At 70.6% G+C, this 21,939-nt stretch carries 21 protein-coding genes and 1 pseudogene; 20 read left to right on the forward strand and 2 right to left on the reverse strand.

Annotated features, from left to right (window positions below; all coding sequences use genetic code 11):
- Positions 1–45: 45 nt before the first annotated feature.
- Positions 46–762, reverse strand: coding sequence for an AfsR/SARP family transcriptional regulator (locus ACQP2E_RS12195; protein WP_433830941.1), 717 nt, complete (start codon positions 760–762; stop codon positions 46–48).
- 107 nt (positions 763–869) lie between these two features.
- Positions 870–1,928 carry a hypothetical protein gene (locus ACQP2E_RS12200; RefSeq protein ID WP_433830943.1) on the reverse strand — a complete coding sequence of 353 codons (1,059 nt, stop codon included), beginning with the start codon at positions 1,926–1,928 and terminating at the stop codon, positions 870–872.
- Between the two features lie 134 nt (positions 1,929–2,062).
- Here ACQP2E_RS12200 and ACQP2E_RS12205 point away from each other — a divergent pair, with 134 nt between their 5' ends.
- The 20 genes and pseudogenes from ACQP2E_RS12205 to ACQP2E_RS12300 form a co-directional block, all read left to right on the forward strand.
- Positions 2,063–2,659, forward strand: a complete 597-nt coding sequence (locus tag ACQP2E_RS12205; RefSeq protein ID WP_433830945.1) for a DUF4255 domain-containing protein — start codon at positions 2,063–2,065, stop codon at positions 2,657–2,659.
- Positions 2,656–3,351, forward strand: a complete 696-nt coding sequence (locus ACQP2E_RS12210; RefSeq protein ID WP_433830947.1) for a hypothetical protein — start codon at positions 2,656–2,658, stop codon at positions 3,349–3,351. The genes ACQP2E_RS12205 and ACQP2E_RS12210 overlap by 4 nt, the downstream gene beginning before the upstream one ends.
- A gap of 13 nt (positions 3,352–3,364) precedes the next feature.
- Positions 3,365–4,966, forward strand: coding sequence for a phage tail sheath family protein (locus tag ACQP2E_RS12215; protein ID WP_433830949.1), 1,602 nt, complete (start codon positions 3,365–3,367; stop codon positions 4,964–4,966).
- Position 4,967: 1 nt separating this feature from the next.
- Positions 4,968–5,405, forward strand: a complete 438-nt coding sequence (locus ACQP2E_RS12220; protein ID WP_433830951.1) for a phage tail protein — start codon at positions 4,968–4,970, stop codon at positions 5,403–5,405.
- The gene (locus tag ACQP2E_RS12225) at positions 5,402–6,847 is read left to right on the forward strand and encodes a phage tail sheath family protein (RefSeq protein ID WP_433830953.1); all 1,446 of its coding nucleotides are present in this window, start codon (positions 5,402–5,404) and stop codon (positions 6,845–6,847) included. Before ACQP2E_RS12220 ends, ACQP2E_RS12225 begins: the two co-directional genes overlap by 4 nt.
- Positions 6,831–7,271, forward strand: coding sequence for a phage tail protein (locus ACQP2E_RS12230; protein ID WP_433830955.1), 441 nt, complete (start codon positions 6,831–6,833; stop codon positions 7,269–7,271). The genes ACQP2E_RS12225 and ACQP2E_RS12230 overlap by 17 nt, the downstream gene beginning before the upstream one ends.
- A 1-nt stretch (position 7,272) precedes the next feature.
- Entirely contained in the window at positions 7,273–7,455 is a 183-nt protein-coding gene (locus ACQP2E_RS12235; RefSeq protein ID WP_433830957.1) for a hypothetical protein, read from the forward strand.
- 1 nt (position 7,456) lies between these two features.
- Positions 7,457–8,146 (forward strand): CIS tube protein, encoded by a 690-nt coding sequence (locus ACQP2E_RS12240; RefSeq protein WP_433830959.1) that lies wholly within the window; start codon positions 7,457–7,459, stop codon positions 8,144–8,146.
- Positions 8,143–9,240 (forward strand): phage late control D family protein, encoded by a 1,098-nt coding sequence (locus tag ACQP2E_RS12245; protein ID WP_433830961.1) that lies wholly within the window; start codon positions 8,143–8,145, stop codon positions 9,238–9,240. The genes ACQP2E_RS12240 and ACQP2E_RS12245 overlap by 4 nt, the downstream gene beginning before the upstream one ends.
- Positions 9,240–9,815, forward strand: a complete 576-nt coding sequence (locus tag ACQP2E_RS12250) for a phage baseplate assembly protein V (protein ID WP_433830963.1) — start codon at positions 9,240–9,242, stop codon at positions 9,813–9,815. The genes ACQP2E_RS12245 and ACQP2E_RS12250 overlap by 1 nt, the downstream gene beginning before the upstream one ends.
- Positions 9,816–9,832: 17 nt before the next feature.
- A complete protein-coding gene (locus ACQP2E_RS12255) occupies positions 9,833–10,228 on the forward strand; it encodes a PAAR domain-containing protein (RefSeq protein ID WP_433830965.1) in 396 nt (131 codons plus the stop codon).
- A 1-nt stretch (position 10,229) separates the two neighbouring features.
- The gene (locus tag ACQP2E_RS12260; protein ID WP_433830967.1) at positions 10,230–10,649 is read left to right on the forward strand and encodes a GPW/gp25 family protein; all 420 of its coding nucleotides are present in this window, start codon (positions 10,230–10,232) and stop codon (positions 10,647–10,649) included.
- A complete protein-coding gene (locus tag ACQP2E_RS12265) occupies positions 10,639–12,534 on the forward strand; it encodes a putative baseplate assembly protein (RefSeq protein WP_433830969.1) in 1,896 nt (631 codons plus the stop codon). Before ACQP2E_RS12260 ends, ACQP2E_RS12265 begins: the two co-directional genes overlap by 11 nt.
- Positions 12,531–14,537: a phage tail protein gene (locus tag ACQP2E_RS12270; RefSeq protein WP_433830971.1), complete on the forward strand. Its 2,007-nt coding sequence runs from the start codon at positions 12,531–12,533 to the stop codon at positions 14,535–14,537. The genes ACQP2E_RS12265 and ACQP2E_RS12270 overlap by 4 nt, the downstream gene beginning before the upstream one ends.
- 17 nt (positions 14,538–14,554) lie before the next feature.
- Positions 14,555–15,745, forward strand: a complete 1,191-nt coding sequence (locus ACQP2E_RS12275) for a hypothetical protein (RefSeq protein ID WP_433830973.1) — start codon at positions 14,555–14,557, stop codon at positions 15,743–15,745.
- A complete protein-coding gene (locus ACQP2E_RS12280; protein WP_433830975.1) occupies positions 15,742–17,172 on the forward strand; it encodes a helix-hairpin-helix domain-containing protein in 1,431 nt (476 codons plus the stop codon). Before ACQP2E_RS12275 ends, ACQP2E_RS12280 begins: the two co-directional genes overlap by 4 nt.
- Positions 17,169–18,170 (forward strand): hypothetical protein, encoded by a 1,002-nt coding sequence (locus tag ACQP2E_RS12285; RefSeq protein WP_433830977.1) that lies wholly within the window; start codon positions 17,169–17,171, stop codon positions 18,168–18,170. Before ACQP2E_RS12280 ends, ACQP2E_RS12285 begins: the two co-directional genes overlap by 4 nt.
- 11 nt (positions 18,171–18,181) lie before the next feature.
- Positions 18,182–19,279, forward strand: coding sequence for a hypothetical protein (locus ACQP2E_RS12290; protein ID WP_433830979.1), 1,098 nt, complete (start codon positions 18,182–18,184; stop codon positions 19,277–19,279).
- Positions 19,280–19,289: 10 nt separating this feature from the next.
- On the forward strand, positions 19,290–21,341 hold the full coding sequence (locus ACQP2E_RS12295) for a hypothetical protein (protein ID WP_433830981.1): 2,052 nt from the start codon (positions 19,290–19,292) through the stop codon (positions 21,339–21,341).
- Positions 21,310–21,936: pseudogene (locus tag ACQP2E_RS12300) on the forward strand (hypothetical protein); the annotation flags it as partial. The gene ACQP2E_RS12295 and the pseudogene ACQP2E_RS12300, both read left to right, overlap by 32 nt.
- Positions 21,937–21,939: the final 3 nt, after the last annotated feature.

Consider the following 21,939-nt stretch of genomic DNA (forward strand, 5'->3'; position numbering starts at 1 on the left):
CATGGAGTGACCAGCGGGAAGAAAACGCCGGCCGGGATGAACCGGTCATCGGGCGACGATCACCGAGGACTCCCACGCCTCCAGGTCGGTGGGAGCTCGCAGGTCGAGCTCCTCGCACATCCGAGCGCGGAAACAGCGGTACAACCGCACCGCCGAAGCGACATCCCCGTCCGACAGATGTGCCGCCATCAACGCCCGATGCACGCTCTCCCGGAAGGGGTCGAGACGGGCGGCCGCGGAACCGGCGGCCACTGCTTCGGCGGGGCGGCTCTCGCCGGTCCGGCGGCGGCAGAGGCGTTCCAGTGCGCGTACCCGGAGAAGCAGGAAGCGTTCCCGGGCCATGATGACCCAGTCCTCCTGCTCGTCCGGCAGCAGGTCGCCGTCGCCGACAAGCAGGTTCTCGCCGTCGTCGGCACCGCCGGCGGCGACGATCTCCGCGATCCTGGTGTGCTCCCACAGGTCGACGCAGAGGTCCGGGTGCAGGGCCAGATGCGACCGGTCGGCGAGCAGCCGGTCGCCGACGAGCCGCCGGATGCGGTGCACGACGCCGCGCAGGTTGCCGGCGGCCCGTTCCGGGCAGACCGCCGGCCAGAGCGCTGCCGCGGCGCCGGCCCGGCCGACCGTTCCGTCGTTGACCGCGACGTACGCGAGCAGCCGCCGGCCGCCGGTGCCGACGGTGATCTCGGTGGTGCCCTGGTGCAGTGCGAACCTGCCCAGCAGGCGCAGGCGCCAGCAGGCAGGGGAGGCGCATTGGTCGGGCATGCGGCCCTCCGGCGGGGTTGTGACGACGCGGGCAGAGTTCGCCTTCATCGTGGCCCGGAAGGGCCACCCGCCGGAATCCTTGAACTGACGCAGTCGCCTTGCTGACTTCAGGCGCGACCGGCGTCGTTCTGGCTTGCGATGCTGGAGGGCTGGCTTGCGTTGCTCGACGGGTTGCCGGCGGCCGTGAGCGTCTCGGTCACCAGGTTCTTGCGCAGCTCGTCGCAGCGGTTGCGCCGGGAGAGCGCCTGACAGTCCTGGAAACTCTTGTCGCCGATCAGGTTCGCGAGCAGCTTGCGGCCCTGCAGCGAGCAGGTGATCCCGCGGCAGAGGTCGCACTGGAACACCTCGGGGTCGCCGAACGGCGCGAAGACGATGTCCAGCCGCCAGCCGGCTTCGAGCGCCTGCACGTACAGCTTCTCCCAGTCCGCGCCCGGCGCGACCTTGGCCGTGTCCAGGTCATCGACGAGTTTCTTGACCTCGGCGACCCGGGCCTTGAGTCCTTCCGGCTCCTTCACCAGGACGTCGTCGAAGAACTTCTCCACCTTCTCGACCCGGGTACGCAGATCGGCGATCCGGTCGGCGGTCCACTGCTCACCGGTGAACCCGCAGTCCTCTGGCACACCCTCGGTCGTCTTCTCCGAGCATTCCCGGATCGACTTGAGGATGTTGTCGAACGCCTGCTTGAGCAGCGGCCGGCGGTCCGCGTGGATCTTGCATTCGAGGAAGCTGGACAGCTCCTCCAGCCGGGTCTTGAGCGCCTTGGCCGCGCTGTCGGCGGCTCGGCGCTCGGTGCCGTACCCGGTGCGAGCCGCCTCGAACGCCTTCTGCCGGTTGTCCAGCGCGGTGGCGCTGCTCGCCAGCTCGTCGGACTCCGCTTTCACAGCGGCGGCCTCGCACTTGAGGTCGTCGATCCCGGAGATGTCGCACCTTGCCGGCTTGTCCGGCTTCGGCGGCGGCTTGGGGGAATAGCCGGGCGGCGGCTGGGGGGAATAGTCGGGCGGCGGCTTGGGGGAATAGCCGGGCGGTTCCTTGTCCGGATGTTCCGGAGGGGTGGAAGGCGAATACTCAGCCGGCGACTCCTCCGGTTCCGGAGCCTGATGTCCGGGAGCCGGTACCTCTCGCGGTCGGCTCCCGTAACGCGGGTCGGAGTGCGGAGGGCTCGTCATGGCGGTGCCTTCTTTCGAGTAGGAACGAGAGACCCATCGTCGGGAGCAAGGCGTCAGGGCCGCGTCGCGTTGGCGTCATCCGGTGCCACGGCCGCGTGACGAGGGTGTGACGGCCGTTCCGGACAGTCGTCGGCATGAGTGGTTACCGGGTTCTCGACGCGGCCAGTGAAGGTCTGCGCCGATTGCTGTGGAACTCACTCAAGGACGACCAGGCGCTCAAGGACCTGGTCGGCACCGAGGACGGCATCGTCTTTCTCAACCCGACGCAGACGGCGGAGCAGTCGGACCGGCGGCTGTCGCTCTGGCTGTACCACGTGGCCGAGGACGAGCACCTCAAGAACACCCCGGCGGTGCGGCTGACCGACGGCACGTTCCGGATGACGCCGCTGGCCGTGGACCTGTATTACCTGCTGACCCCGTTCGCGCTGTCCGGTCAGGGCAATCACCAGCTGCTCGGGCGATCGATGCAGACGTTCCATGACAACGGCATCGTGCGGATCACCGACGGCCAGCCGGGCGGGGTGAACGAGCAACTGCGGATCAGCCTGTACCGGCGGTCGCTCGACGAGATCTCGCAGGTGTGGCAGGCGCTGCGGGAGCCCTATCGGCTCAGCGTCTGTTACCAGGTGAAGGTCACCCGGCTGGACTCGGAGCGCACCGACGACTCGGTGCCGGTGATCGAGGTGTCGGCGGCCTGGGATCCGGACCTGGAACGGGCGGAGGCGTCATGACCGACGTCCGCTCCTACCGGCCGGCCGGGATCTTCGACGTCCGCGACGACCTGCGCGAACGGCGTGCCGCCGACGGGGTGGCGGCCACCGTCACCGGGCCGGTCCGGTTCGCGGTGCGGGCCGTGGTGACGCCGCTGGGGCGTACCGAACCGGAGGACTGGGTGCTGCACACCGGGCGGACCATCTCCGGGCTGGCGGTCTTCCGGAACCGGGTGGTGGAAAACAAAAGGACGACGCGCCGGCTCGCGGCGGCGGTGACCGGCGTCGAGCTGCTGGTGGAAAGCCCCGGATTCCAGCCGGCCGACGTCACGTTCGCGCCGGTCGGGGGCGCCCGGATCCAGATCGACCTGGCGCCGGGCGTGGATTATCCGTTCGGCCCGGCGACCTCCCTGCTGCGCGGTGGTGTCGTGGACGACGCGAACCAGGGAGTGCCCGGTGTGCTGGTCAGCGCGCCGGAGGCGCTCTACGGATACCGCACCGCGGCCGACGGCGCCTGGGCGCTGGTGCTGCCCGGCCCACCGGATCCGCCGCTCCCCGCCGACGTCGCCCTGACCGTGACCGTCCCGGCCGGCGTGGAGGTCCTGCCCGGCGGTGGGTGGACCGGTAACGGCCCGGCGGTCACCCGCATCGTGCCCGGAGCGCTGCCCGGGAGAACCACGTCCGTACCCGAACTTCGGCTCCGGCTCACCTAGGAGGCCAGCCAGCATGCCCGAGTACCTCGCTCCCGGCGTCTACACCGAGGAGATCAGCACCGGACCGGTTCCGATCACCGGCGTCAGCACCAGCACCGCGGGGTTCGTCGGACTCACCGAACGCGGGCCGACAACCGTGCGCCTGGTGACCAGCCTGCGCGAGTTCGAGCGCTGGTACGGCGGCCCGATCGAGGACTCGTTCCTGCCGCACGCGGCGAAAGGGTTTTTCGACAACGGCGGCCAGCGGCTCTTCGTGGCCCGGGTGACCCGGCCGGACGCGCTGCGGTCCGCGGTGAGCCTGGCGACCGCCGATGACCCGCTGGTGCTGGAGGCCAGCGGCCCGGGTGAGCTGGACAACCGCCTGTTCGCCCGGGTGCAGGCACCGAGCCGGCGGAACCCGGCGAACCCGGCCGTGACCGATCCGCAGCGTTTCCGTCTCCAGCTGCTCTACTACAGCAAGGACCTGCCGCCCGGCGCGTTCGTCGATCCGTTGCTGCGGGCGAACCTGCGTGACGCGAACCGGCGGGAGCCGGACGTCTTCGAGGACTGGGATGACCTGTCCGTCGACCCGCTCTCCGACTCCTACGTACTGAACGTGCTGCAGAACTCGCAGCTGGTCACGGTCGTGGCGGGAACCACGCCGGGCCTGCCGGAGGTGAACAACACCTGGACCCCGTTCGCCGGCGGAACGCCCGGTGGCGACATGACCCTGGCGCCGTTCATCGGCACCGAGGATCCGCCGGCCGGCCTCGCCGGGCTGCGGATGATCGACGAGATCTCGCTGATCTGCGTGCCCGACGAGGTGAACGCGACGCTGATCCCGGAGGCGGCGGTCCGCGACGGGATCCGGCAGGCAGTGGTCACCCAGTGCGAGGAGCTCAAGGACCGGTTCGCGGTCCTTCAAGTGGACCGCAACCAGGGCAACGCCGACACCATCCAGCCGACCCTGACCAGCTCGTACGCCGCCCTGTACTACCCGTGGGTGCGGGTGCTCGACACCCGGACCCTTGACACGATCCTGGTGCCGCCGGGTGGTCACGTCACCGGCATCTACGCCGGCACCGACATCCTGCGCGGTGTGCACAAGGCGCCGGCCAACGTGGAGGTCCGCGGCATCGTCACGCGGGACCTGCCGGGCAATCGCAAACCCCTGGAGTTCCTGGTCAACAAGAGGCAGCAGGACATCCTGAACCCGCGCAACGTCAACGTGATCCGGGACTTCCGGGCCGACCGGCGCGGCATCCGGGTCTGGGGCGCGCGAACCCTGTCGTCCGATGCGCAGTGGCGGTACGTGAACGTACGACGGCTGTTCCTGTTCGTCGAGGAGTCGATCGACGAGGGCGTGCAGTGGGTGGTCTTCGAGGGCAACAACGAAGCCACCTGGGAACGGGTCCGGCGCAGCATCGTCAACTTCCTGACCAGCGTCTGGCGCAGCGGCGCGCTGATGGGCACCCGCCCCGAGGAGGCGTTCTTCGTCCGCTGCGACCGGACCACGATGACGCAGCAGGAGATCGACACCGGTCAGCTCATCTGCTTCATCGGCATGGCCGCCGTGAAGCCGGCCGAGTTCGTCATCCTGCGTTACAGCCACCTGACCATCGAGGCGGAGGCCTGAGATGCCGGCGACCGGGGATCGCAACGATCCGTACTCGCAGTTCAACTTCATCGTCGAGGTCGACGGCGTGATCATCGGCGGGTTCGCCGAGGTCAGCGGGATCGGCATGGAAAACGAGATCATCGAGTACCGCAACGGCGACGAGGACATCACCGTACGGAAACTGCCGGGCAAGGCGAAGTACAGCAACCTCGTCCTCAAGTGGGGTCTCACCCAGGGCCGTGAGCTGTGGGAGTGGCGCCAGCTGGTGATCGCCGGGCAGACCGACCGGCGGCCCGGGACGATCCAGCTGCTCGACGAGGCCCGGCAGCCGGCCCTGCAGTGGGATTTCCGGGAGGGCTGGCCCTGCAAGCTGGAGGGCCCGGCGTTGAACGCCAAGGGCAGCGACGTCGCGATCTCCACGCTGGAGATCGCCCACGAGGGAATCCGGCAGCAATGACGTCGCCGCTGGTGCGGGGCAGGGCGTCCGGCCGTGGCCCGGCCGGCCCGGCACGCCCTGCGCCCGGCGTCGCGGTGGAGTGGGTCGGACCGCTGTTCGAGCAGCTCAGCGGGGTACGATCGGACATCGCCGGGTTTGCCGGGTTTGCCGTTCGCGGGCCGGTGGGCGTACCGAGGCGGTTTGCCGGGGCGGCCGAGTTCGACGACGAGTACGGCCCGGCGCCGGCCGGATCGTTCCTGGCCGCCGCGGTGCACGGCTTCTTCGCCAACGGCGGCGAGATCTGCTGGGTGGTGCGGGTCGCCAAGGGCGCGGCGGCCGCGTCCGGCGGCATCTTCACCGCCCGTAGCCCGGGGACCTGGGCGAACGGTCTGGAGATCGCCCTGCGGCCCTCCGGCGGGAAACGGTTCGCTCTGACGCTCACCGCGCCGGACGGGCGTCGCGAGGTGTGGCGCAACCTGACCTTCGCGGGGCTGACGGAACGGTTCGGCCCGGAGGCGGAGTCGTCGTCCACCATGTCGGCGCTGGTCTCCGCGGTGTTCGACGGGTCGCCGGACACCCCGGTCGTCCCCTCGCTGATCAAGCTCGAAGGTGGGGACGACGGCCTGGAGCCGGTCGCCGCCGACCTGACCGACGCCGCGGAGCTGTTCGACGACATCGCCGAGATCGGGCTCGTCGCGATCCCGGACCTGGTCCGGCCGCGATTCGACGCCGACGTGATCGGCGACGAGCAGGTCCGGCTCGCCGCCGCCTGTGAGGAGCTGCACGATCGGATCGCGCTGGTGAACCACCCCGACCCGGACGCCCTCGCCGACGAGGTGATCGCCTGGCGGGGGAGGTTCGTGACCGCCTTCGCGGCCGTCTACTGGCCGTGGCTGCGTACCGGGGTGACCGAGACGGTGCCTCCGTGCGGTCACGTCGCCGGGGTGATCGCCCGCTCCGACCGGGCGGCCGGGCCGCACAAGCCGCCCGCGAACGAGCCGCTCGCCGGGGTGGTCGGGCTGAGCGTGCCGGTTGACGACGAATTGCACGGGCAGGTCAACGCGGACCAGGTGAACGCGATCCGGGTCGTGCCCGGCCGGGGGATCCGGGTGGCCGGTGCGCGTACCACCAGCCGCGAACCGCAGTGGCTGTACCTCAACGTGCGCCGGCTGGTCAGCCACGTCCAGCGCACCCTGGCCGGTCGGGCCGCCTGGCTGGTGTTCGAGCCGGACAGCCCGATCATGCGGGACAACCTGGAGCGGGTGACCCGGCAGTACCTCGACGAGCTGTGGCGGGCCGGCGCGCTCGACGGGCGTACCGCCGACGAGGCGTACTCGGTGGCGGTGGGCGACGAGGGTGAGGGCCGGGTCGTCGTCGAGGTCGGGTTGCAGCCGCCCTGGCCGGCCGAGTTCGTGGTGGCCCGGATCGACGTGACCGGAGGCGATCGTGGCGTCGACAGCTGACCGCGCCGACCCGTTCCTGGCGTTCCGGTTCGAGGTACGCCTCGACGACCTGCCGGTCGGTGGCTTCTCCGACTGCGGCGGGCTGAGCGTCGAGACCGAGTTCTTCGACTACCCGGAGGGCGGGGTGAACGACCACGTGCAGCGTTTCCCGGGCCGCAGCCGGCACCCGAACCTGGTGCTCAAGCGCGGCATCGTCGACAAACTGCTCTGGGACTGGCACGCCGATCTGCAGCGCGGCGTGGTCCGGTTCCGCAACGGCGCCGTGCTGGTACGGGACGCGTCGGGTACGCGTACCGACATGCGCTTCGAATTTCACGGAGCCCTGCCGATGAAGTGGACCGGGCCGGAGCTCTCGGCGGGCGGCAACGCGGTGGCCGTCGAGACGTTCGAGCTGGCGCACAACGGCCTGGACCGGCGGATCTGACATGCCGCTGCACATCGGATCCCTGACGACCGAGGTCACCGTCCTCGACGGCGACCTGCCGCTCTCCGAACGCCAGCTCTGCCAGATCGCGGCGGCGGTGGTCCGGCTTCTCGAGGTACGCGACCGGGACGCCCGCCGCCGTCAGGCGTCCACCGAGATCCAACGCTCGGCCCTGGGTGATTGAGATGGCCCTGGAACACGCCGTGATCGAGATCCTGGACGCCGCAGCGGTCAATCCGTCGCGCGGGCTGACCAAGTACATGTCGGTGCAGTTCAACCCGACCGAGTACAACCGGACGAAGGCCGCCCAGCTCGCCGAGATCCCCATCCCCGGCCTGGACTCGCCGATCATCCAGTTCATCAGGGGACAGACCGAGACGCTCAAGCTGGACCTGTTCTTCGACACCACGGCGAGCGGGATGGACGACGGCGCGACCGACGTCCGGGACCTGACGAACGGCTTCTACCAGCTCGTCAAGATCCAGCCGGCCACGCACGCGCCGCCGCGGATCCGCCTGACCTGGGGTGAGGGCTTGTCCTTCAAGGCCATCGCCGAGTCGGTCGATCAGAAGTTCACCCTGTTCACGCCGGGCGGCATCCCGGTACGCGCCACGCTCAGCCTGGCCCTGCGCGAGTACAAGACCCTGGAGGAGCAGCTCGCCGAGCTGAATCTCCAGTCGTCCGACCACACGAAGCTGCACGCGGTCGTGGAGAACGAGACTCTTGCCTCGATCGCGCTGGCCGAGTACGGCGACGCCCGGCTCTGGCGCCGGATCGCCGACGCCAACCGCACGCTCGTCGACGACCCGGCCGCGCCGCCGGCCGGTGTGCTGCTGGAGATCCCGAGCGACGAGACCCGGAACGGTGTGCGATGAGTTCCGCGACGCTGCCGGTGACCACCGCCGGGGACTTCTACGTCCCGGCGTTCGAGCTGAAGCTGCGCGGCCGCCCCGCGAAGAAGGACGTGATCCACGACGTCGTCTCGGTGTCGTACAAGGACAGCATCACCGACATCGACAGCTTCGAGGTGGTGATCAACAACTGGGACGCCGGGACCCGGTCGTTCAAGTACTCCGACGACACGCTCTTCGACCCGGGCGCCGAGGTGGAGCTGAGCATGGGCTACCGGGGCGGCGGCGATCTCGACCTGATGATCACCGGGGAGATCACCTCGTTGCGGCCGTCGTTCCCGTCCGGCGGTCAGCCCACGCTCACCATCGGCGGGCTCAATCTGCTGCACCGGTTCCGCAACGAGCAGCGTTTTCTCGCGTACACCGACAAGACCGACTCGGAGATCGCCGTCGCGGTCGGGCAGCGGATCGGCGCGCGGGTACGCACCGGCGCCACCGGCGAGCCCCGGCACAAATACGTGTTCCAGGACGGGTACGACGTGGCGTTCCTGGTCGGCCGGGCCCGGGCCAACGGGTACGACCTGTTCGTCGAGGAGTCCGATTCAGCGCAGCCGAGGCTGTACTTCGGCCCGTCCACCGAGATCCGCCGGCCCACCTACGAGCTGGTCTACGGCCGCTCGCTCGTCGAGTTCCAGCCCGAGCTGACGACAGCGAACCAGGTCGGTGAGGTGGTTGTCAGCGGCTGGGACCCGATCCGCCAGGAGAAGATCGAATACCGGGCACGCCTGCCGGAACTGGAGACCGAAGGCATCACGCCGGGCGTCCGGAAATCCTTCGAGAACCGCAAGGAGATCGTCGCCGACCGGGTGGTGGACAGCCTGGCCGAGGCGCGGCAACTGGCCGTGGAACTCCTCCAGCAGATCGCGAAGGGCCTGGTCAAGGCGACCGGTTCGACGGTCGGGCTGCCCCGGCTGCGGGCCGGCAGCGTGATCGAGGTGGGCGGCCTGGGCACCCGGTTCGCCGGCCGGTACTTCGTCACCGACACCACACACGCGATCAGCGACAGCGGTTACACGACCCAGTTCGGGTGCCGCCGCGAAGAGGTGAAAGGGAGCTGATGACGGTCAACAACGTGGTGCTCGGCGTCGTGGACGACCTGAAGGATCCGGCGAACCTCGGCCGGATCCGGGCGCTGCTGCCTCAGCACGGCAACCAGCTCTCCGAGTGGGCGCCGATCGTGTCGGCCGGCGCGGGCAAGGGCCGGGGCTCGTACTTCCGGCCGGAACGCGGCGACCAGGTGATGATCGCCTTCGAGCGGGGCGACCTGCGCCGGCCGTACGTGCTGGGCGGTGTCTGGTGCGTGCCCGGCCCGCCGCCGGAGAAGTCCGGTGTGGCCGAGGTCAACGACGTACGCCAGATCATCACCCGCAGCGGCCACGTGCTCCGCTTCGACGACAAGCAGGGCGCCGAACGGATCGAGCTGATCACCGCGGGCGGGCAGCAGAAGGTGGTGCTCGACAAGGCCGCCGGCCGGATCGAGGTGACCGCCACGGCGGGCCAGGTGGTGGTGGACGCGGCCGGCGACGTGACGGTCAAGAGTTCGGCGAACCTCAGCCTCACCGCCACCGGAGACATCTCGATCACGGCGACCGGCGCGCTCAAGCTGCGCGGCAAGACCGTCGACATCAACTGAGGGGCAGGTGGACCGACATGGGCAAGCCGGCCGCGAAGCAGGGCGATCGGATCACCGCGATCGACCTGCACCTGATCCAGCCGACCACCGTTCCGCCACCGCCACCGATCACGGTCCCGCACGCGTTCAACGGCATCCTGACGCAGAGCCTCAGCCGCGACGTGCGGATCGAGAAGCGGGCCGCGGCGACCACCGGCTCAGTGGCGATCAACACGCCGCCGCACCTGCCATCCGGCGGGCTGTTCGTGAAGCCGCCGGACAACCGGGGGACCGTGCGGTCGGGCAGCTCCACGGTCCGCATCAATGGCAAAGCCGCAGCCCGCGCCGGCGACCCGGCGACGACCTGCGCCGACCCCGCCCCGAACCGGGCGGCCACCGTCATCGCCGTCTCCACGGTGCGGATCGGAGGCTGAGATGCGCGACTTCCTGGGCAAGGGCTGGGCTTTCCCGATCGCGGCGACGACCAGCCGTGGTCCCTCGTTTGCCGAAAAAGCCGACAAAATCCGGCAGAGCATCTGGCTGATCCTGAGCACCGCGAAGGGTGAGCGCCCGTTCGACCCGGACTTCGGCGCCGGCATCCACGACCTGGTCTTCTCGGCGAACACGGCGGGCCTGCGCGGTCTGGTCGCCGCGGACGTCCGCGACGCGCTGACCCGCTGGGAACCCCGGGTCGACGTGCTCGACGTCCGGGTCGAGACACCCGCCGACGCCCGCAACCGGCTGATCATCTCGATCGGCTGCCGGATCCGGGCCAACAACGCCGCGCTGAACCTGGTCTACCCGTTCTTCCTCACCGAGGGTGTCGGGCTGGCGGGTGGTCCCCGTGCCGATTGAGCCGCCGAACCTGGACGACCGCACGTTCGAGCAGATCCGCGACGAACTGCTGCTGCGGATCCCGCACTACACGCCGGAGTGGACCGACTGGAACCTGTCCGATCCAGGACGCACCCTTGTCGAGCTGTTCGCCTGGCTCGCCGAGACGATCGGGTACCGCCTGAACCAGGCGCCGGACCGCAGTCTGCTGACCTTCCTCGCAGTGCTGGGCATCAACCCGGACTCGGCCCGGCCGGCGTCCGCCGACCTCACCTTCACGGTCCGCGACGGCGAGACCCGCCCGATCCTGGTCCCGGCCGGTTCCCCGGTCAGCTCCGGCGCCAGCACCGTGGACGGGCCGATCGTCTTCGAGACCGAGGACAGCCTGTCGCTGATCCCGCTGCGCATGCGCAGCATCCAGGTCGGCGGCCTCGGTGGCTTCGAGGTGATCTCCAGCGACGAGTCGGCGTACGCCGATTTCCGCCCGTTCGGCGCCGACCCCCAGCACGGTGACGCGCTCTACCTGGGGTTCGGTCCGGCGGACGCGGCTGTTGAATTCCCGCAGCAGATCAGCCTGCTCATCGACCCCAGCGCGGACCGGCAGGGCACGGTGACCGACGCCCGCCTCCAATGGGAGTACCGGGCCGACCCGAACACCGACCGCTGGAGCCCGCTCGGCTTCTTCGAGGACGGCTCCCGGGCGCTCACCCGCCGCGGTTACGTGCTGATCGACGGGCCGCGCAACAGCGTCGCCGTACCGGATCTCGGCCACGAGCCCCGGCCGATGCACTGGCTGCGCTGCCGTTTCGTCGCAGGTCAGTACCCGCCGGGACAGGAGCCGGTCATCGGGCTGCTGCGGTACAACACGGTGGCCGCCCGCAGCCTCACCAGCGTCCCCGCCGAGACGGCCGGGCGCAGCGACGGGCGTACCGATCAGGTGTTCCGGCTGCGCAACCGGCCGCTGCCGGAACCGCAGGACACGACCGTCGACGTTGCCGACCCGCAGAGTGACGAGCGGACCCGCTGGCAGGTGGTCCGCGATCTGATCAATTCCGGTCCGGAGGACCAGCACGTTCTTGTCGACGGCGGGCGCGGCGAGCTGCGTTTCGGCGACGGCCGCAACGGCCAGGTGCCGGTGGCCGGCCTCGACATCGTGGTCGGTTACCGCTACGGCGGCACCGCGCTCGCCAACGTGCCGGCCGGTGACATCACCGGTCTGCAGAACACCCCGCCGGGTGTCGAGTCGGTGACCAACCAGCGGCCCGCCGGACAGGGCCGCGAGGAGGAGACCGCCGAGGACCTGAAGCGCCGCGCGCCGGCCGTGCTGCGCAGCCGGGACCGGGCGGTCACCGCCGAGGACTACCGCGAGCTGGCCTGCCGGGTCGGTGGTGTCGCCGACGCGGTCGCGATCGGGATGCGGCACCCGTCCTTCCCCGGCACGCCGGTGCCCGGCAGCGTCCTGGTGGCGGTGCTCGCGCGCTCGTCCGCCCGGGTACCGGTCGCCGCCCCCGAGCTGCTCGAAGCGGTCGAGAAGGAACTCGCACCGAAACGCACGATCGGCACCGAACTGCACATCCGCGGCGCCCGGTTCGTCGAGGTGGCAGTCACCGCGGTGATCCAGGTGTCACCGTTCGCGGCGATCGGCGAGATCGTCGCCGAGGCCCGCCGGCGCATCGACGAGGCGCTTTCCCCGGCCGGTGGCCGGTTCGGCCGTGGCTTCTTCCCGACCTCACTCTTCGGAGTGCTCCAGCAGATCCCGGACATCCTGGCGGTGCCACTGCTGGAGGTGCGCATCGACGGCGCCCGGCACGAGATCGAGAACGAGGTGCCGATCGACGCCGATCAACTCATCGTGCCGGCCGAGAACCACGAGATCGACGTCCAGCCGCCGAGGAGGAACCCGTGACCAGCGGCGCCACCATCGTCCCGGGCTCCTGGTGGTTCGGCCGGGGCTGGCTTCCCTGGCGCACTGCCACGTCGACCGTGACCATCGGCGCCACCGCCCTCACCCTGCCCGCGACGCCGTGCGGCCCGCTCGGCATCGCCTCACCGAACGGCACCCTCGGCGGCCGCACCCTGCCACCCTCACTCACCGTTACCCCCGAAGCCACTGCGTGGCTCCTCAACCGCGGAACGCTGCGGCTCTTCGACGCTCTTTCCGGCCGATTCCGTACGATCCACAACACCCCGTTCTCCACCACAGCATCCTCGGTGGCCGCCGCCTCCATCGGCATTGCGATCTCCGATCCACAACGGTCACACGTGATCGTCCTGGATCCCGGCACCCTCAGCGTCCGGGCCGTCCTGCCGCTCGGCGATCGCCGTCCGGTATCCCTGGCCGTCACTGGCGGCCGGCTGCTCGTCCTCGACGACCACGCCACGATCTCCACCCCGGCGCTGGGCCACCTCCGGCCGCTGTTCCAGGTCCCGAAATCAGCCGGCACCGGCTGGCAGCGCATCGCGGTGGACACGGCTGGCCGCCTCCACGTGGCCGGCGGTGACCGGCTGGTGGCCCGCACCCCCGAGGGCCGATGGGCGGAACTGCCGGACGCGACCTTCCCGGCACTGCCGCTCCCCGTCGACCACCGAGGCCGTTTCCAGGTGCCCCCGCGATTCCGGGTTTCGCCGGACTCCGACGACCAGTGGTTCGACTCCTCCGGACGGCCGGTCACCATCGCACCCGAGGACGTCGCCGGGCCCCGCAGCTTCGCCACTCGCGGTACCTGGACTAGCGAACCCCTGGACAGCGCGGTCCTCGGCTGCCGCTGGCGGCGCACCACGCTCACCGCCGTCATCCCGCCCGGCTGCGCCATGACCGTACGAACCTTCGCGAGCGACACCGCCTTCGACCCGGCCACGATCGACAGCGACTCCTGGGCCCGGGCCCACGTGCTGACCGGACGACCCCAGCCCCGCCGGCCCGCCGATTCCGCCGTCGACGCCGACCTGGCCGTCCTCGCCGACCGCGGCCGGTTCCTCAGCGTCAAGGTCGAGCTGTCCGGCGACGGCTGGGACACCCCGGCAGTCGGGCAGCTGCTGGTCGAGCCGCAGGCACCCGGTCTGGAACGTTTCCTGCCCGCCGTCTACCGCAGCGACGAGCAGACGACCGACTTCCTGCGCCGCTTCCTGGCGATCTTCGCCCGCGAGCTGGAAGGGGTCGAGCATCGGCTGCGCACCCTGCCGGCCCGGTTCTCCCCGGATGCCGTGCCCGACCGGCTGCTCGCCGCCCTCGCCGCCGAGCTCGGCGTGGCCCTCGAACAGACCTGGGCGCCGGAGCAGCAGCGGGTGCTGCTCGCCGCGGCGCCCGCGCTCTACCCGCGCCGGGGCACCCCGGCCGCGATCACGAACATCCTGCGGGAGCATTTGCGGGCCGACCTCGGCCGGCCGGTGCCGAGCTTCGTCCCGGCGATCATCGAGGGATATCGGGAACGGCCGGAGGCCACCATCGGGCGTACCCGGCTGCCGACCGGCGCCGGCGTCACGCTGTGGAGCGACTCGGTGGTGGACCGGCCCCGGCTCGGCGCGCCAGGGCGGCACGACACGATCAGCCTCATCTCGGTCGGTGACCAGCTCACCGACCGGTTCCGGGTGCACGCCAACCGTTTCAAGGTCCTGGTGCCGCGCGGCCTGCTGCCGGACGCGGACGCCCGGGACCGCTTCGAACGACTCGTCGCCGCCGAGAAACCGGCGCACGTGGATCACGAGGTGATCCTGGTCGAGCCGCGGACCGTCCTCGGGCGGCAGGCGCTGCTCGGGGTGGACGCGTACCTGGGCAGCCGGCCACCGGCCCGGCTCGTGCACGCCGGCGACCGGACCGGCCCGCCGCTGGGCCGGGGCCTGCGCCTGAGCCGGGGCCTGGGCCGGGCAGGCCGCGGGGATTTCCTTGGCGTCCGAACGGTCCTGATCTAGTAGTTGAGGAGAGCGTGATGAACCGAGGTGACGGCTCCGCCGGCCACCGTGCGGGTGCGCTGCCGCGAACCCGGCCGCGGTGGTTCACCGGCCGATTCCTGACCGCCCGCGACCTGACCGACGAGCAGGAGTACCACCGGGGCCGGCGGCACCTGCACAATCGGCTCCTGCACGGGTGGGGCGTGGTCTGCGGTCTGCGGGTCCGGCCGGACGACCGGGCCGGCCAGGCGCACGAGTACGTCCGGGTCGAGCCGGGCATCGCCCTCGACGCACGAGGCCGGGAGATCGTGCTGGACGAGCTGGAACGGGTGCGGTGGCCGGCTGATCCGTCGCTTCCGTACGCGGGACACACACTCGGGGTGCTCTGCATCCGGTACGACGAGTGCCTGGCCGAGCCGCTCCCGGCGATCGCCGGTGACTGCGGCGCGCCGAACACCACCGAGCCGGGGCGGATCGTCGAGAAGCACCGGTTCGAGGTGCACGTCCCGACCGGCGAGCCCGGCGACCCGTGGAGTGAGCTGCTGTACGGCAGCTCCGGTGATGCCTCGACCGACGGCGATGGCGAGCCGGGCTGCGGACCTGACGGCGGCTGTGTGGAACCGGCGGACGACCTGGACGGCTGTGTGCCCATCGCGTTGCTGTGCCGGACGGGCAAGGAGCCGATCCGCGTCGATGTGGACGGTGAGGGCGTTGTGCGTACCGTCAGGCGAAGCCTGCCGCCACCCGCGGCCTGGCTCACGCACGTCTCGCAGACGAGCTGGGAACACGGGTCCTACGTCCCGGTCGACGAGCTGATCCGCGACCACGGGCGGCTGCACGTCTGGTTCGACCGGGAGATCGCCGAGGGGGACGAGACCCGGGTCGGCGTCAATTCCTTCACGTTCGTCGTGGAGGTCGAGGATCCGCGCGGCAACCGGGAACGGCTGGCCGCCGACCCCCGGTACCCGCCGGTGCTCGTCGGCGAGCGGGAGGCCGTCTTCACCATCGACCCGGACGAGCTGCAGGCCCGGCGCAAGGGCGGCCATCCCGGGATCGTCGGCGAAACCGTCTTCGTGACGGTGTACGGCGACCTGATCCACGACTGTCACGGCCTGCCGGTGGACGCCGACTACCTCGGGTCGTTCCCGTCCGGCAACGGGGTCAAGGGCGGGGTCTTCCGCAGCTGGTTCACGGTTTCCCCGGAGGCTTCCCAGGAGGCGGACAAATGATCACCGAAGGCCTGGAGCGTCCCCTTTTCACCAGCGGGATGGTGCTCTCCGACACCGACCTGACCGCCCTTGTCGACTGGATACGGGCCCGGTTCGCCCTCGGCCGGCACCGGCACGGCTGGGGCGTGGCCGCCGGGCTCGACGTCCGCTGCCGCCCGGACCGTCCGTCCCAGGTCGTCGTCGAGACCGGGTACGCGGTGAGCAGCACCGGGGCCGATCTCGTGGTGGCCGCCGCGATCGACGTCGACCTGGCCGAGTTCGCCGGGCCGCCGCGGGCGCAGGGCACCAAACCGGATCCGTGCGGCGAAGCGGTCGTGGACCTGTTCCTGGAGGAGTTGGAGACACCGGCCGTGGCCGAGCTGGTGGACCGGTGCGGCTGCGGCGGCGGATGCGACAGGGCCGGGACGCAGGTGCTGACCCGGCTGCGCGAGGGCGCGCGGGTAATTGTGAAACCGGTGCCGCAGGCAGTGGTCAATGACGACCCGGAGGCCGGCGGGGTGGCGAAGTGGCAGACCGAGTGGACGAGCTGCCACCAGTTCCTGCGGGACTTCCTCTCCGACAAGCAGGACGCCGCCACGGGCGACGAGATCATCAGCTGGCTGGACCGGCGCACCGGCCTCGAACCGCCGTGCGACTGGCTGCCCACGCTGCGCGCGGCGCTGAAGGGTCTGGCCGTGGAGCCGGCCAAGGCCGTGGTGACGGCCGCGTTCCTGGATCTGGTCGCGGTTCACCGGCACCGGCTGCTGCGCCGGCAGTTCACCGAGCCGGGGCTGCGGCTTGCCCGGGTGTGGCTGCGCCAGCCAGCAGCGACCGCCACACCGGCAGTGGCCCGGGTGGACGTCTATCCGCCGTACCGGCGGGAGCTGTCGCTGTCGCCGGGGCATCCGGTGGCCGGCGGCACCTTCGACCTGACATCGCTCGTCTGGCATCGGTGGGATCAAGCGGTCGAGAAGTGGCACGCGTTCGCCGGCGCCGCGAACGCCGTCGTGGTGACCCCGGGTACCGTCCCGGACCTGCTGACATTGCTGGACGACAGCGACCTGGTCGCGTGGAGCTGGTTCAGCGCGCCGCCGCTTCCGATCCTGGTGGACACCACGTGTCTGGGGCGGCGGGTGCTCGGCTTCCGCAGCCTCGCCAAGGGCCTCGAACCGGTGAGCCCCGGCCCCGGCATCGCAAACGCCCCGGTACCGGTACCCGTGCCGGTGCCGGAACCAGCACCCGCACCTGGACCGACGCCGGAGCCGGACCCCCTTGAGGAGATCAGCGGGATCGGCCGGACCACCATCGGTGGGCTGCGCGCCGCGGGAATCAACACCTTCCAGGATCTGGTGGACACGCCGACCGCGGTCCTGACGAAACTGCTGCGTGGCCAGCGGATCGACAAGATCAAGGCGGCGGCCCGGGAACGGATCGGGCCGACGCCGTGACCGGGCGCGCCGACTTCCGGGACGGCCGCAGGCTGAGCGCCGCCGACCTCAACCGGGAGTCCACGTCGCAGGCCGACGATCGGGACACCCACCTGGTGAATGCCCATCCGGGCGTCGACGATGACCAGGGCCTGGTCGCTGGCGGGATAGTTTCGCCGGCCGAGGCGACCACGATCAGCCTCGTGCCGGTCGGCCCGTCGACAAGCGTCCGTGCCGGTCTGCCCGGCGTCGCCGAGGCGGTGCGTCTGGCACCGGGCGGCCATCGCGTCACCGGTCCGGTCCGGGGCACCGGAACCCCGGTGGCGGCGACCGGGTTGATCCGCCTCAGCCCGGTCGCCGGCCCGGAACCGGTGGCCGCGCCGTGGACGTTGCGAGCCGTCGAGGTACGCGACGACGAGAACCGCCTGATCGCCCGGGAACTCCGGGTGGAACTCGAAGCGCCGGCCGGATCCGCCCCGGACAACAGCCGGATGGCCGTGACCGCCGGAGCGGAGACACGCTTCGTGGCCGACGCCGCCGGCAACGTGCGGATCCGGGGGGACGTGCTCGTCGCCGGAACCGTCTCCCAGGGCTTGATCGGTCCCGACCCGGCGGACCCGAGGTTCGTCGCGGCACTCACCGACATGGTGGCGCGCCGGCTCCTGAGCATCCCGGCCGGCCCAGGCAACCCCACGCTCAACACCGTCGTCAAAGCGGGCGCGGCCTCGACGAACACACTCACCGCCCTGGAGATCACGCTGACGCCGGCCCAGCGGCTGAATCACCTGGCCGTGGCGATGGAGGTACGCCGGGAAGGCGTCACGCTGGGTATCGAACTCGTGAAGATCGCCAACAGCGTGCCGGCCGGGGTGGAGTTCCCGCTGACGCGCTCCCTGCCGTGGGACCCGCCGCTGAGCACGAGCAACTTAGGGCTCGTGGTGGTCGAGGTGGTGGCCTTCGATGCTTTCGGTCAGTTGCTGCTGGAACGGCGGCAACAGCCGATCCTCTTCGTCACCTAGGGGGACGACGCATGTCACGTACCGTTTTCCAGGACGGCCGGGTACTTCGTACCTCCGACTTCGTCGCCGACCAGGCCGACCATCTGGCCCGGCACCGGCGGCACAACATCGGCCAGCATCGCTGGGGCATCGTCGCCGGGCTGGGCATCGTGCTCAGCGAGGGCGACCTGACCGTCGAGCCCGGCCACGCGGTCGACGGTTACGGCCGGGACGTCGTGCTGACCAGCGCACAGACCCTGGACCTGCGCAGCCTCGACACGCAGGGCATCCAGGACGTCGAGGTCTGGCTGGTGTACGACCAGGAACGGCTGCCGGCCGCCGGCGACGGCGTGGACCGGCTCAGCGACTCCGCCACCGTCGAACCGGCCGCAGCGATCTTCCTCAGCGATGTGCGCAAGCCGCCGGGTGTGCCCGAGGCCGACCTGACGACCACGTCGCCACCGGAGACCGACGACCCCGGACGGCGCTGGCCGATCTACCTCGGCCTGATCACCCGCGACCTCACCGAGGCGGACGGCGCACCCGTCATCAACCTGGACAAGAGGCCGTACGCCGGTCTGGTCGGCGCCACTGTGGAAAGCCCGGACCGCGACGTGTGGATCGACCTCGGCGCGGCGAAGGCCCGCACCCTCGCGGTCCGGATCACCGGCGCGGACGGCAAGACCCAGCAGACACCTCTGGAGGTCGGCGACGACGGCTTGCGCTTCGAGGGCCGGCTCACCGTCAACGGCGACCTGACGCTGCGCGGCGGAGCCCTGACGATCGAGGCGGGTGAGGTGCCCGACCCTCTGCCCGACTGGTCGCTGAGCCACGCCAAGACCGAGGGCAACGTCCCGGACGAACTGTGTGTCACCCTGCCGGCCGGCAGCACGGACGTACCCACCCGGCTCGTGGTCGGCGCGTTCGTCGACGGAACGTTCCAGCCCAGCCTGGTCATCGGCGAGAGCGGAACCGTGGTGATCGCCGGGAACCTGGAGATCGGCGGGCACCTGCGAGCCGCCTCGATCCGGGAGTCCTCGCTCAACGAGGAGGCGCGGAACTTCATCGCGGGCGCGCAGGCGGGCAGCCTCCTCTCGCTGTTCACCCTGCCGCTCTCGTCCACGGCATGACGAGGTCCGGATGGAGGTGACTGTCGCCGCGTTCGACCTGGTGGCCCGGGTTGTCGGTGCCGTGCGCCCCGATCTCACGGCGGTCCTGCTCGACGGTCCGGCCCGGGAACGCCTCGTGGAAGCGCTCGCCGGCTCGTTCGGCGGCGACGAGGTGATCATCGTTCGGGAGCTGCGCTGCCGTGCTGTGGTCGTCCTCGGCCAGCCGTTCGCCGATCACGTCCTGCCGGAGGCGATAGCTCGCGCCGTGGCCCGGATCGTCCGGGACCACCCGTTCGACGACGACCTGGTGGCACGCTTCCCGGACACGCCGGCGTACCTGGCCGCGTACCTGCACGACATCCGGGACGGCCACGGCGATCGCTGGTACTACGCGCCGCTGGCCCGTTTCCGGCGCCCGGACGGGACCGCCGACTGGGAACGCCTGCTCACCGAACACCACTGCGCACGGTGGCAGTTCCTGGCCCGGGCCGACGGCCTCGGTGACCTGGAAGCGCTGCTCACGGCCCTCGGCCCGGCCGTGCTGACGGACATCCTCGCCCCGGCCCCGGGCTCGGCGTCGCTTGCAGCGACGGCAATTTCATTGGTACGCGCGACCGGCGCTGAACCTCGCCCTGTCGCTGGACTGCGCGATGTGGCAGTCCCGGACTGGCGTGACCCGTCCAGCCTCGGCAGCGCGCTCGGCGTGATGGTGCGGCAGTTGCTGGGCGGATCGGGTGTGGAGCCGGCGGCGGTGCTGCGCGAGGCCGGGCGGTTCGACTGGTTCGACCAGGGGGCTTTTGCGGTGGGGCTGGGCTTCGTCCCGGCAGGCTTGGCAGGGCCGTCCGCAGCGATCGCTGACGCTCGCCCTGCTGATGAGCTGTCCCAGACCTCTGAGCTGTCAATGGCGGTTGAGCTGTCACGGGAAGCTGGGTCTGCCGGACCGGCTGGGGTGGCTGGGGTGGCTGGGGCGATCTTGGAATCGGGAGTGGATCGGGACGGCGTCGGTAGTCCGGGATCGCAGGCGCTTGGGGCTGTGTTGTCGCCGCGGACCCGGCAGGTGGTCGGGGATCTGTACGCGGTGGTGGACGGCGATCCACGGTTGTGGCTCGATCCGGGGGACGCGGCGGGCGCGGCAAACGTTGTCCGGCTTGTCGCGGCGTTGATCCGGCACTCGCCTCGGTGGCGTGACGACGAGCATGCACGGTCGGTGGTGGCGCACGTATTGCGCGTCTGGAATGGTCCGCCGGCTCTGCCCGACCGTTTCTCGATTGTTGAAACCGGAGAAAAGCAATCGCTGGTGGTTCTCGCGTACAAAATGGGTTTGCGTTTTGGCCGGGAACGGACCGTGAGTTATGCGCCTGGCGTGAGTGGCGCGGGGTTGCTGCTTTTCCGGACGATGAATGCGCTCGGGTTGGGTACGGCCCTGCTGAGCCCGATCGGCGCGAGTGGCGAACCGTTGCTCGCGGCCCTGCTGCGCGCCTGGACCGGAGTGGGCGCCCAACGCGATCCGCTGCTGGAGCTGGTCGAGCTTCTCAGCCGTGCCAGAAGCACACGGTGTGACGTTGGCGTCGTGGCTCGGCGGATGGTGGGGCAGCGGCTGGTGGTGGGGCCGTTTCGGGTGGTTGCTCTTCCCGATGGGCTTGTCGCTGTGGCCGGCGCTGATGATCGGGTTCTGCCGCTGCTGGCGCGGGATGTCTCAACGCTGGAGCGTTCGCTCCTGGATCTTGGCGAGTCCGGGCTTGAGCGGGAGCCGGCTGATCCTGCTGAGGGCGCGGCTGCGAACGCCGGTGACGCTGTGATCGCGGGTGCTCTGGAAGCGGTTGGGGCGGAGGATCCGCAGGTCGGGCTGTTTGCGGTGGGGTGTGTGCAGGCGTGGGCGCGGTGGTTGCCCGGGTTTGCGACCGCGTCGGTGCCGTTCCTTTTGGAGCGGTTCGTGCGGCGGCCGGCGGAGGTTGCTGTCGGTGATGGGGCGATCGAGGTACGGCTGTCGCCGCGGCCGCATGACGTCGTGCTCTCACTGGCCGGATATCTCGAACCGATCACCTTCCTCGATGGGCGGGAGTTGCGTTTTGTCATCGCCTGAGCATTATGCGAGCAGCGAGGAACACCTGAACGAGCATCTTCGGAGGGTTGAGCACCTGGTACGCGCGCAGGTCGAACGCTGGCGTGACGCGGTTGCCGACCAGCGGCCGGACACGCGCTGGGGTACCGGAATCCTGGATGCGGCGGAACTCGCGCGATATCTGGCGCACCCGTTCGGCGAGCCGATGGACGATCTCGCGCGCAGCCCGGCCGGTGCGCATGCGGCGGTGTTGCAGGCGGCCGCGCTTGCGGCTCGGATCGAGATGCGCCGGCGGCAGGAACCGGTGCCTGAACTGCGCGTCGAGCGTTTGCGGGAAGCCTTTGGTCTGCGGCCCACCGACCTCGACGTGTTGCTGATCTGCATGCTCGGGGAATTGGATTCGCGGTATCGGCGGCTTTATGGCTGTCTCGCGGATGAGGAATGGCGGCGGGCGCCATCGGTGGGGTTGCTGGCCGAGATATTGCGGCCGGGTGCCGGTGAACTCGCTGGTTTTCGAGCGCGATTCTCGCCGGAGGCGCCGCTGGTGCGGAATCGGTTGATTTCCCTGGCCGCTCCCGGTGTGGATGCGGGTCTTTCGGCGCAGTCGGTGGTCATTGAT

The organism is Actinoplanes sp. CA-015351, assembly GCF_050955685.1.
GTDB lineage: Bacteria > Actinomycetota > Actinomycetes > Mycobacteriales > Micromonosporaceae > Actinoplanes.

Coding starts and splice junctions, on each gene's coding strand:
- ACQP2E_RS12240 (WP_433830959.1), top strand. CDS start 7,457: ATGGCCCTGGAACACGCCGTGATCGAGATCCTGGACGCCGCAGCGGTC.
- ACQP2E_RS12275 (WP_433830973.1), top strand. CDS start 14,555: ATGAACCGAGGTGACGGCTCCGCCGGCCACCGTGCGGGTGCGCTGCCG.
- ACQP2E_RS12215 (WP_433830949.1), top strand. CDS start 3,365: ATGCCCGAGTACCTCGCTCCCGGCGTCTACACCGAGGAGATCAGCACC.
- ACQP2E_RS12210 (WP_433830947.1), top strand. CDS start 2,656: ATGACCGACGTCCGCTCCTACCGGCCGGCCGGGATCTTCGACGTCCGC.
- ACQP2E_RS12280 (WP_433830975.1), top strand. CDS start 15,742: ATGATCACCGAAGGCCTGGAGCGTCCCCTTTTCACCAGCGGGATGGTG.
- ACQP2E_RS12255 (WP_433830965.1), top strand. CDS start 9,833: ATGGGCAAGCCGGCCGCGAAGCAGGGCGATCGGATCACCGCGATCGAC.
- ACQP2E_RS12195 (WP_433830941.1), bottom strand. CDS start 762: ATGCCCGACCAATGCGCCTCCCCTGCCTGCTGGCGCCTGCGCCTGCTG.
- ACQP2E_RS12245 (WP_433830961.1), top strand. CDS start 8,143: ATGAGTTCCGCGACGCTGCCGGTGACCACCGCCGGGGACTTCTACGTC.
- ACQP2E_RS12260 (WP_433830967.1), top strand. CDS start 10,230: ATGCGCGACTTCCTGGGCAAGGGCTGGGCTTTCCCGATCGCGGCGACG.
- ACQP2E_RS12225 (WP_433830953.1), top strand. CDS start 5,402: ATGACGTCGCCGCTGGTGCGGGGCAGGGCGTCCGGCCGTGGCCCGGCC.
- ACQP2E_RS12290 (WP_433830979.1), top strand. CDS start 18,182: ATGTCACGTACCGTTTTCCAGGACGGCCGGGTACTTCGTACCTCCGAC.
- ACQP2E_RS12205 (WP_433830945.1), top strand. CDS start 2,063: ATGAGTGGTTACCGGGTTCTCGACGCGGCCAGTGAAGGTCTGCGCCGA.
- ACQP2E_RS12295 (WP_433830981.1), top strand. CDS start 19,290: ATGGAGGTGACTGTCGCCGCGTTCGACCTGGTGGCCCGGGTTGTCGGT.
- ACQP2E_RS12220 (WP_433830951.1), top strand. CDS start 4,968: ATGCCGGCGACCGGGGATCGCAACGATCCGTACTCGCAGTTCAACTTC.
- ACQP2E_RS12250 (WP_433830963.1), top strand. CDS start 9,240: ATGACGGTCAACAACGTGGTGCTCGGCGTCGTGGACGACCTGAAGGAT.
- ACQP2E_RS12235 (WP_433830957.1), top strand. CDS start 7,273: ATGCCGCTGCACATCGGATCCCTGACGACCGAGGTCACCGTCCTCGAC.
- ACQP2E_RS12200 (WP_433830943.1), bottom strand. CDS start 1,928: ATGACGAGCCCTCCGCACTCCGACCCGCGTTACGGGAGCCGACCGCGA.